Annotated in this window: 7 protein-coding genes; 2 read left to right on the top strand and 5 right to left on the bottom strand. The window is 72.7% G+C overall.

The window, feature by feature from the left end; all coding sequences use genetic code 11:
* Nucleotides 1–824: 824 nt before the first annotated feature.
* Nucleotides 825–1,718 carry a LysR family transcriptional regulator gene (locus tag ACWGDE_RS32495; protein ID WP_453392629.1) on the top strand — a complete coding sequence of 298 codons (894 nt, stop codon included), beginning with the start codon at nt 825–827 and terminating at the stop codon, nt 1,716–1,718.
* A gap of 136 nt (nt 1,719–1,854) precedes the next feature.
* Nucleotides 1,855–3,135 (top strand): putative Ig domain-containing protein, encoded by a 1,281-nt coding sequence (locus ACWGDE_RS32490; protein WP_453392628.1) that lies wholly within the window; start codon nt 1,855–1,857, stop codon nt 3,133–3,135.
* A 60-nt stretch (nt 3,136–3,195) separates the two neighbouring features.
* On the opposite strand, the gene ACWGDE_RS32485 is transcribed toward ACWGDE_RS32490, so the two are convergent.
* From ACWGDE_RS32485 to ACWGDE_RS32465, 5 genes are all read right to left on the bottom strand, one after another.
* Complete coding sequence (locus tag ACWGDE_RS32485) at nt 3,196–4,038, bottom strand: ATP-binding cassette domain-containing protein (RefSeq protein WP_453392630.1); 843 nt, start codon at nt 4,036–4,038, stop codon at nt 3,196–3,198.
* Between the two features lie 101 nt (nt 4,039–4,139).
* Nucleotides 4,140–5,114 (bottom strand): ABC transporter ATP-binding protein, encoded by a 975-nt coding sequence (locus ACWGDE_RS32480; RefSeq protein ID WP_453392627.1) that lies wholly within the window; start codon nt 5,112–5,114, stop codon nt 4,140–4,142.
* A complete protein-coding gene (locus tag ACWGDE_RS32475) occupies nt 5,114–6,001 on the bottom strand; it encodes an ABC transporter permease (RefSeq protein WP_453392626.1) in 888 nt (295 codons plus the stop codon). The genes ACWGDE_RS32480 and ACWGDE_RS32475 overlap by 1 nt, the downstream gene beginning before the upstream one ends.
* Nucleotides 5,998–6,966: an ABC transporter permease gene (locus tag ACWGDE_RS32470; RefSeq protein ID WP_453392625.1), complete on the bottom strand. Its 969-nt coding sequence runs from the start codon at nt 6,964–6,966 to the stop codon at nt 5,998–6,000. Before ACWGDE_RS32470 ends, ACWGDE_RS32475 begins: the two co-directional genes overlap by 4 nt.
* The coding region (locus tag ACWGDE_RS32465; RefSeq protein ID WP_453392624.1) for an ABC transporter substrate-binding protein at nt 6,963–8,601 on the bottom strand (1,639 nt) is incomplete at its 5' end. The genes ACWGDE_RS32465 and ACWGDE_RS32470, both read right to left, overlap by 4 nt.

Below are 8,601 nucleotides of genomic sequence, written 5' to 3'. Positions count from 1 at the left end.
GCGCGTCGCCGGGTCCCCAGCCCGGCGGGCCCCCCCCGGGGGCCCCCCCCCCCCGCCCGGGCGCCCTCCCCCCCCGCGCGCCCCCCCCCGGGGGGCCGCGCCTCCCCGGCGCCCCCCCCCCCCGCGGCCCGGTCGTCGCGGCCGAGGTCCAGCAGGCCGAGGGACCCGGCGCGTTCGGCGGCTGCGACGATCCGCGGGTTGGGTTCCTCGAACGGGCTGACGGCGACGACCAGTTCCCTGCCCGTGTCCATCTCGGTCCCGGTTCCTGGACGCGATGACGGTTCGGGAGAAGGCTCGGGCTGCGGTGACGGCTCGGGGGACGGCTCGGGCTGAGGGGTCACGGGCGCTCCTCTTCCAGTGCTGTGTGACATGGCGCGGGGCAAGGCGGAAGACGGGGGGAGAGCTGCGGGCCGGGCCGAAGGGACGGGCCGGGTCCGCCGGGGTGGGGGAGCAAAGGGTGCGACGCGCGGGTTCGGCCGGGTGGTCCACCGAGGGCCGTGCTTGAACGGTGGTCAAATTCCCCTGACGCCGCGATGCATCGTGCGGTGGCGACCCTGCACTGTCAACGGCCATGCGGAATAAGCGACTTCCCACCCCGCGGAGCCCCGGCCCACCGCCCCGCTCACGCCACCCAAGCCCGTGACCTGCGGCGACATGGCCCGGGCACCCCCTTCCGGGCACCCGTCGACACACCCTATTGGCGCGGGCTCATGCCGCATCGGCATGGCTTGCCACCCGTCCAGCATGAACGCCTTTGCGAAGTCGGGTACTTGTTCACCCGACTTGGTCTTACGGGTACACCCTCGCGCGGTTACCGTCCGGTCATGACGCCCACCCTCGCCCAGCTCCGCTACCTCGTCGCCGTCGCCGACTGCCGCTCCATCACGGGCGCGGCGGCCTCGGTCTTCGTCGCCCAGTCCGCGCTGTCCCGGGCCGTCCAGGCCATGGAGCGCGACCTCGGCGTCGAACTCCTCGCCCGCCGGGGAAGGGGGGTTGACCTCACACCGGAAGGGGCCCGGGTCGTCCGTCTCGCCCGCACCGTACTCGACGCGGTGGACGCGATCGACGACATCGGGACCCCGCACGGCAAGGGCGGCCGGGCCACCCTCACCCTCGTCGCCACCCCCACCCTGGCCCTCGACCTGGCCTCCGAGCTGATCCCCGCCTTCACCGAGCGGCACCCCGGCATCGACGTCAAGCTCCAGCAGTACGACAGCCGAGAGGCCCTGGTCCAGGAACTGGGCCAGGGCAGGGCGGAGTTGGCCCTCGTCGACCTTCCCATCGACAAGGAGCTCTCGACCCACCACATCCAGGAGCGCGAGGTGGTGCTCATCTCCCCGATCGGCTCGACCCTGCCCGACCCGCTGCCCTTCCGCGCCCTCGACGGCCTGCCGATGGTGCTGCCCACGCCCGGGACCGGACGGCGCACCGAGATGGAGGCCATGTTCAGCTGCCTGGGCGTGCGCCCGGTGCCCTGCCTCGAGGTGGACGAACGCCTCGCCTGGGTGACGGGCGTGACCGACGGCCGCGGCTCCCTCATCTGGTACCGCGACGTGGTGTCCAGGGCCTTCGGCAGCAGGGCGGAGATCCGCTCCTTCACACCGCCCCTGCTGCGCCCGGTGGGCATAGCGCACGCCCGGCGGCCGCTCAGCCGTGCGGCCCGCGCCTTCATCGCGCACGCCCGGCACAACTCGCCCGTACGGGAGCCGGCGCGCTGATCCGAGCACGTCGGACCCCGCCCCGGCCGGAGGTGGCCCCGTACCGGCCACGCATGCCGGTCCGGCATTGAACGATGCTCGAACGGAGAGTGGTTGACCCTGGCGCCCCGACCTGATGTCCCATCACATGGTGGGCATGTCCCGACTACTCCTCACACCCCCACGGGCCGCCGCCCTCGCCACCGCGGTCCTCGCGACGATCCTGCCGGCCGTGGCCTGGATGGCCGGTTCCACGGCGAGCGCCGCCCCCACCGCGGGGGTCCCCGCACCCCCGGCCGGTTCCGCCCTGGCCCCCGAGCGCAAGTGCACGCTCCCCGGGGGCCTGGCCGAGCTCAGCGGCCTCGCCATGAGCCGCAAGCACCCGGGCGTCTTCTACGCCGTCAACGACAGCGGGAACACCAACCAGGTCTTCGCCATCGACTGCAACGGCGCCACCGGCCGGCTCCTGGCCACGTTCACCGTCTCCGGAGTGGGCAACACCGACTGGGAGGCCCTGGCGATCGGCAGGGACGCCGCGGGCGGTCCCACGATCCTGGTCGGGGACATCGGCGACAACTTCGGCGGCCGCGCGGAGATCACCGTGCACTCCTTCGCCGAACCCGACGCGCTGGCCAACGCCACGGTGACGCCCGTGACGTACCGCTTCCACTACGCCGACGGGAAGCACGACGCCGAGTCCCTGCTCGCCGACCCCGTCACCGGCCGGCTCTACGTGGCGAGCAAACTCATCGGAGCGGCGGGCCAGTTGTACCAGGCCCCGCTGCCGCCGGTGACCGGGCAGGTCAACACCCTCACCGCGGTCCGGCCGGGCCCGGTCTTCGCCACCGACGGCGCGTTCTCGCCGTCCGGCGCCTCGTACACCCTGCGCAGCGGCGGGCCGATGGGCGCCAACACGGCTTCCGTGTACGACACATCGGGCACCAAGCTCGCCGACGTCGCCCTCCCGGCGCAGTCCCAGGGCGAGACGGTGACGTACGCCGACTGCACCAGCCTGCTCGTCGGATCGGAGAACGACACCCAGATCTGGCGCGTCCCGCTGCCACCGGAGGCCACCCCGGGCTGCGGCACCACACCGACCCCGACACCCACACCGACGCCGACGCCGACACCCACACCGACGCCCACCCCGACCCCGACCCCCACCCCGACTCCGGGTGATCTGAAGCTGGTCGGCCCGGGCCCGCAGACCTGCAAGTTCAACCAGAGCTGCACCATCCAGCTCACCACCACCGGAGGAAAGCCCCCCGTCCGCTACGCCGCCACCGGCCTCCCCTGGGGCCTGACCCTCGACGCCGCCACCGGCCGCATCACCGGCAAGCCCTGGTCCACCGGCACCCTCCAGATCACCGCCACCGCCACCGACAGCACCGGCGCCACCGCCAGCACCACCTTCCCGCTCACGATCAACTGGTTCTGAGAACGAAGCAGGGGCGGGTACGTACCACCCCGCCCCTGCGTCACGCCGTCGCCGGCGCCGTCACCGTCCGCCCAGTGGATCCAGCTCGCGGCGCCGCCGGCTGATCGAGTCCGGGTCCCAGCCCGGACGGGGCACCGAGGCCAGCAGCAGCCGCGTGTAGGGGTGCTGCGGGTCGCCGAGGAGCTCCGAGACCGGGCGGTGCTCCATCATCCGGCCCCGGTACATGACGAGCGCCTCGTCGCAGACGTAGCGGACGACGGCGAGGTCGTGGCTGACGAAGACCAGCCCGATGCCGGTGTCGCGCCGGATGTCGGAGAGCAGGTTGAGCACCTGCGCCTGCACCGACACGTCCAGCGCGGAGACCGCCTCGTCCAGCACCAGGACGGCGGGTTCGACCGCCAGCGCCCGGGCGATCGCGGCGCGCTGGCGCTGCCCGCCCGAGAGCCGGCGGGGCAGTGCGGCGGCCTCGCGGTCGCCGAGGCCGACCTGTGCGAGGAGTTCCCTGACCCGCGCGGCGCGGGCCGCCCGGTCGGTCGTGCCGTGCAGCCGGAGCACGCCGTCGATCGTGTCGCCGATGCTGATCCGGGCGTCCAGGGAGAGGTAGGGGTCCTGGAAGACGATCTGGACGGCCTTCGCCCTCGCCAGCCGGGCCGGCCTCCCCCGTACGGAGGCCGCCAACGGCCGGCCCTGGACGAGGATCTCCCCCGCGTCGGGCCGTTCGAGTCCGACGAGCATCCGGGCCGTCGTGGTCTTCCCGGACCCGGACTCGCCCACGATGCCGAGCGCCCCGCCCGCCCGTACGGAGAACGACAGGTCGTCGACGGCGACGACCTCCGTCCCGCCGGTCCGGTAGGTCTTGCGCAGACCGCTCACCCGGAGGAGTTCCGGGGCGCTCCCCGTCACCGGAGGGCTGCCCGTCGCCGGAGCGCCGCCCCTTGCCGGAGCACCGCCCGTCTCCCGGGCACCGTCCGCTGCCGGCTCGCCGTCTGTTCTCGGCTCGGTGGTCAACTGTCCTCCTTGCGGGTGAGTTCGGCGACGCGGTGGCAGGCGACCTCGGCCGGTCCGTGCCGTTCGAGCTCCGGCGGGGACTGGTCGCAGAGCCCGGGTTCGGCGAACCGGCAGCGGGGTGCGAAGGCGCAGCCGGGCGCGGACTCCAGCAGCCCCATCGGGGCTCCGGGTATGGGGGTGAGGCGGCCGATCGGGCCCAGGAGCGGCGGGGAGGAGCCGAGCAGGCCCGCGGTGTAGGGGTGCCGGGGGGAGGCGAAGAGTTCCGCCACCGGCGCCGTCTCGACGATCCGGCCCGCGTACATGACGTAGATCCGGTCGCTCACGGAGGCCGCGAGCTCGATGTCGTGGGTGATGAGGAGGAGTCCGAGGCCGCGTTCGCGCTGGAGCCTTCCCAGGATGGCCAGGATCTCGGCCTGGGTGCTGACGTCGAGCGCGGTGGTGGGCTCGTCGCACAGCAGCAGCCGGGGTTCGGCCGTGAGGGCGGCGGCGATCACGACGCGCTGGAGCATGCCGCCGGAGAGCTCGTGCGGAAACTGGTTCAGGTGCCGGGCGGGGTCGGGCAGGCCGACCGCGCCGAGCAGTTCGGCGGCCCTGACCTCGGCCCGGGCCCTGGACCAGCCGTGGACCAGCCGCAGCGGTTCCGTGAGGAAGTCCCCGACCCGGCGTACCGGGTTGATGGCCGCCCGCGGATCCTGGTAGATCATGGCGGCCTTGTTCGTGCGCACCTCGCGCAAGCGCGCGGGGGCGGCGCCGACCAGGTCGGTCCCGTCGACGCTCACCCGGCCGCCGATCTCGGCGCCCTGCGGGAACAGGCCGAGGGCGGCGCGGGCGGTGACCGATTTCCCCGAGCCGGATTCCCCGACGAGGGCGACCACCTCTCCGGCGGCGACGGTGAGCGTGATCCCGTCGAGGACGGGGCGGGCCATCGCCGGGAGGGTGACCTTCAGGTCGTCGTATGCGAGCAGTGTCATCAGGAGTCCCTCCCCGCGAGCCGGTCGCCGAGGTCTTCCCCGACGACGTTGAAGGCGACGACGACCAGGACGACCGCCACGGCCGGCGCGATCGCGGACAGCGGCTGCCCCTGCAGGACGGCCGCCTGCCCCTGGTTGATCATGGCGCCCCAGTCGGGGGTGGGCGGCTGCACGCCCAGCCCGAGGAAGGAGAGGGCGGCGAGGTCGAGCAGGGCGTAGCCGAAGTTCACCGTCGACTGGGCCAGCAGCGTCGGGGCGAGGTTGGGCAGCAGCCCGCGGACCGTGACGTACAGGGCCGAGTGGCCCTGCACCTGGTACGCGGCGACGTAGGGCCGGGACTTCTCCTGGACGGCCAGGCCGCGGACGAGGCGCGCCGTGTACGGCATGTAGGCGATGGCCATGGCGATCACCGGCGCGGTCATCCCCTTGCCGAACAGCGCCACCGCGAGGATCGCGAGGAGCAGCGCCGGGAAGGCGAACAGGACGTCGAGGACCCGGCCGACGGCGGTGTCGATCCAGCCGCCGCGCCAGGCGGTGAACAGGCCGACGGCGACGCCGAGGACGGTGGAGAACAGGACGACGGCGAGCGGTCCGGCCAGGCTGGTCCGGGTGCCGACGAGGAGCGCCGAGAGGGTGTCGTGGCCGCCCTGGTCGGTGCCCAGCCAGTGTGCGGCGCCCGGCCCCAGGAGGGTGTCGCCGAGGTGGCCGAAGGTCGGGTCCTCGGGGGCGATCCAGGGTCCCAGCAGGGCGACGAGTACGAACAGGACGAGGAGGACCAGGCAGGTCCGCTGGAGCCGGCCGCCGCCGAGGCGGCGCAGTCGGGCGAGCGGGTCGCGCCGGGTGCGCGGGGCGCGGGCGCGGGTGCCCGCGTCGGGAAGTGTGCTCATCGGGCGCTCCCGGCCGCCGCCATGCGCGGATCGATCAGTGGGTGGACGAGGTCGACGAGGGCGTTGACGACGACGAACGCGGCGACCACCAGCAGGACGATGGCCTGGACGACCTGGAAGTCGAGCTGGTCCACGGACTGCACGAGCAGGGAGCCCACGCCGGACATCCCGAAGGCGGTCTCGACGATCGCGGTGCTGACGAGCATGCCCGAGACCAGGAGCGCCGAGACGGTGACGATGGGGCCGAGCGCGTTGCGCAGGACGTGGCGCCGGATGACGGTGCGCCGCGGTGTCCCGCGGCTCAGTGCCACTTCCACGTGGTCGCGGCGCAGTTCGTCGAGCATGGCCGAGCGGGTCACGCGGGTCACCAGGGCGGTGAAGGTCACGGACAGGGCGGCCGCGGGCAGGACCACGTGGTGCAGCCGGTCCAGGACGCCTTCGCCGTTGCCGATGGTGGGGAACCAGCCCAGTTGCACGCCGAACACCGACCGCAGGAGCAGGGCGGCGACGAAGGCGGGCGCCGCGGCGCCCACGGTGACGAGGAGCATCAGGGAGCGGTCGGTGCGGCTTCCCCGGCGCAGCGCGCCGACGATGCCGGAGCCGATGCCGAAGACCGCGATCATCAGGCCGGACACGGCGATCAGGAGCATGGACGAGGGCAGCCGCGACCAGATGACGGAGCTGACGTCCTGGTGGAAGAGGTAGGAGCGGCCGAAGTCGCCGTGCAGCACCCCTTCGAGCCAGTTCCAGTACCGGACGAGGAAGGGCTCGTCGAATCCGTACTGGCTGCGGAGCGCGGCGAGGTCCTCCGGGCTGGGGCTGCGTCCCTTGACCAGGAAGCCGGCCGGGTCACCGGGCGCGAGGAACAGGGAGGAGAAGACGAGGAAGGAGGTGACGAGCAGGGTCGCCGCCATGCCGGCCAGGCGGCGCAGCACCCGTCCGGCCCGGGCCACCGCGGCCGTCATCCCTTGGCTCCGATCTCGGCCGCCCACGGGTAGTAGAGGTAGGCGATGGAGGGCTGGACGCCGGTGATCTTCTTGCCGAGGAAGACGCTGACGGGCTGGGTGTAGAGGGGCAGCCAGGGCAGTTCGCGCGTGGCGGTCTTGGCGGCCTCGGCGTTGGCGGCCGCGTGCTCGGCGGGGTCGTAGGCTCCGACGGCCTTTTCGACGGCGGCGTCGAACGCGGGGTCGGACCAGTTGCCGTAGTTGCTGAACGCGCCGGTCTCCAGGGAGGCGAACATGTCCAGCGGGTCGGTGATGGAGGTGTACCAGAAGGTGAGGAAGAGGTCGATGCCCTCGCGCGCCGCCGGGTCGGTGAAGAGGGTCGTGTACTTCTCCGCCGACATGGAGTTGATCTCGGGCTTGAGGCCGATGGCGGTGGCGGCCTGGGCGACGGCCTGGGTGATGATGGTCGTCTGCGAGTCGAGCGGGCTCGTCGCGATCACGACCTTCTGGCCGTTCACTCCGGCCTCGGCGGCGAGCGCCTTGGCCTTGGCCGGGTCGTACGGGTACTTCGGCAGGTCCTTCAGGAGCGCTTCGCGGGCGCCGGCCGGTGCGTCGGCCCAGAGGTTGTCGGAGACGAGCGAGTCGGAGACCTCGCCGACCCCGCCGGCGCCGGCCTTGACGATGCCCTTGCGGTCGACGGCCATGAGGAGGGCCTGGCGGACCCGGGCGTCGCCGAGCGGGCCCTTGAGGTTGCTGACCACCTCGTCGGCGACGGTGGTGTTGCGGCCGAAGTAGAGCTTTCCGGCCTGGGTGGAGCCCAGTTGGGCGTAGGCGTTCGGCGGGACCATCCAGCCGCCGTCGACCTCACCGCTCTGGAAGGCGTTGACGCGGGTGGTGGCGTCGGCGAGGAAGACGAACTTCACCTCGGCGGACTTGGCCTTCAGCTCCTGGTTCCAGTAGCCGTCGAACCGCTTGAGCGTGAGCGACTGGCCCGAGGTCCAGGATCCGAAGGAGAACGGGCCGGTACAGTTCACGCCCGTCTGCGGATTGCCGTAGTCCTTGCCGGACTTGGCGAGGGTGGCGGCGGACTCCACGGTGCCGGGGCTCGCGGCCAGGTACTTGTTGAAGGTGGAGTCCGGCTTGTTGAGGGTGACGGTGACTTCCATCGGCCCGGTCTTGTCGATGGACTTCACGTTCTTGTACTGGTTCGCCCAGACGCTGGCCGTCTCGGGGTCGAGGTTGCGGCGCAGGGAGGCGACGGCGTCGTCGGCCGTCAGCGCCGTGCCGTCGTGGAACTTCACGCCGGGGCGGATCTGGTAGACCCAGCTGGTGGGCGTGGGGTTGGCGTACGAGGCCGCGAGGCCCGGCGAGGTGGTCAGGTCGGGGTTCCAGCGCAGCAGGCTCTCGCAGACGTTGGCGAGGATCTGGTTGGGCGGGAAGTCGAACGAGTAGGCGTAGTCGATGGTGGTCGGCTCCGCGTAGACGGACCAGGTGAAGGAGTCCAGGTTTCCGGTGGCGGCGGGCGTCTTGTCCGTGAGCCGGTAGGAGGCGGCCTGGTCCTTGTCCGGGTTCGCGGTGCCGCTGCAGGCGCTCGTGACGAGCACGGCGGCCGCGGCGAGGGCCGCTGCCACGGCGTGGCGGGCGCGGGCGCGGCCG

The sequence above is a fragment of the Streptomyces sp. NPDC054956 genome (genome assembly GCF_053609185.1).
This window is presented reverse-complemented; position numbering and strand designations above follow the sequence as displayed.

Excerpts from the sequence above, each read along its gene's own strand:
- ACWGDE_RS32480 (WP_453392627.1), bottom strand. The coding sequence starts at position 5,114 with ATGACACTGCTCGCATACGACGACCTGAAGGTCACCCTCCCGGCGATG.
- ACWGDE_RS32490 (WP_453392628.1), top strand. The coding sequence starts at position 1,855 with ATGTCCCGACTACTCCTCACACCCCCACGGGCCGCCGCCCTCGCCACC.
- ACWGDE_RS32470 (WP_453392625.1), bottom strand. The coding sequence starts at position 6,966 with ATGACGGCCGCGGTGGCCCGGGCCGGACGGGTGCTGCGCCGCCTGGCC.
- ACWGDE_RS32495 (WP_453392629.1), top strand. The coding sequence starts at position 825 with ATGACGCCCACCCTCGCCCAGCTCCGCTACCTCGTCGCCGTCGCCGAC.
- ACWGDE_RS32475 (WP_453392626.1), bottom strand. The coding sequence starts at position 6,001 with ATGAGCACACTTCCCGACGCGGGCACCCGCGCCCGCGCCCCGCGCACC.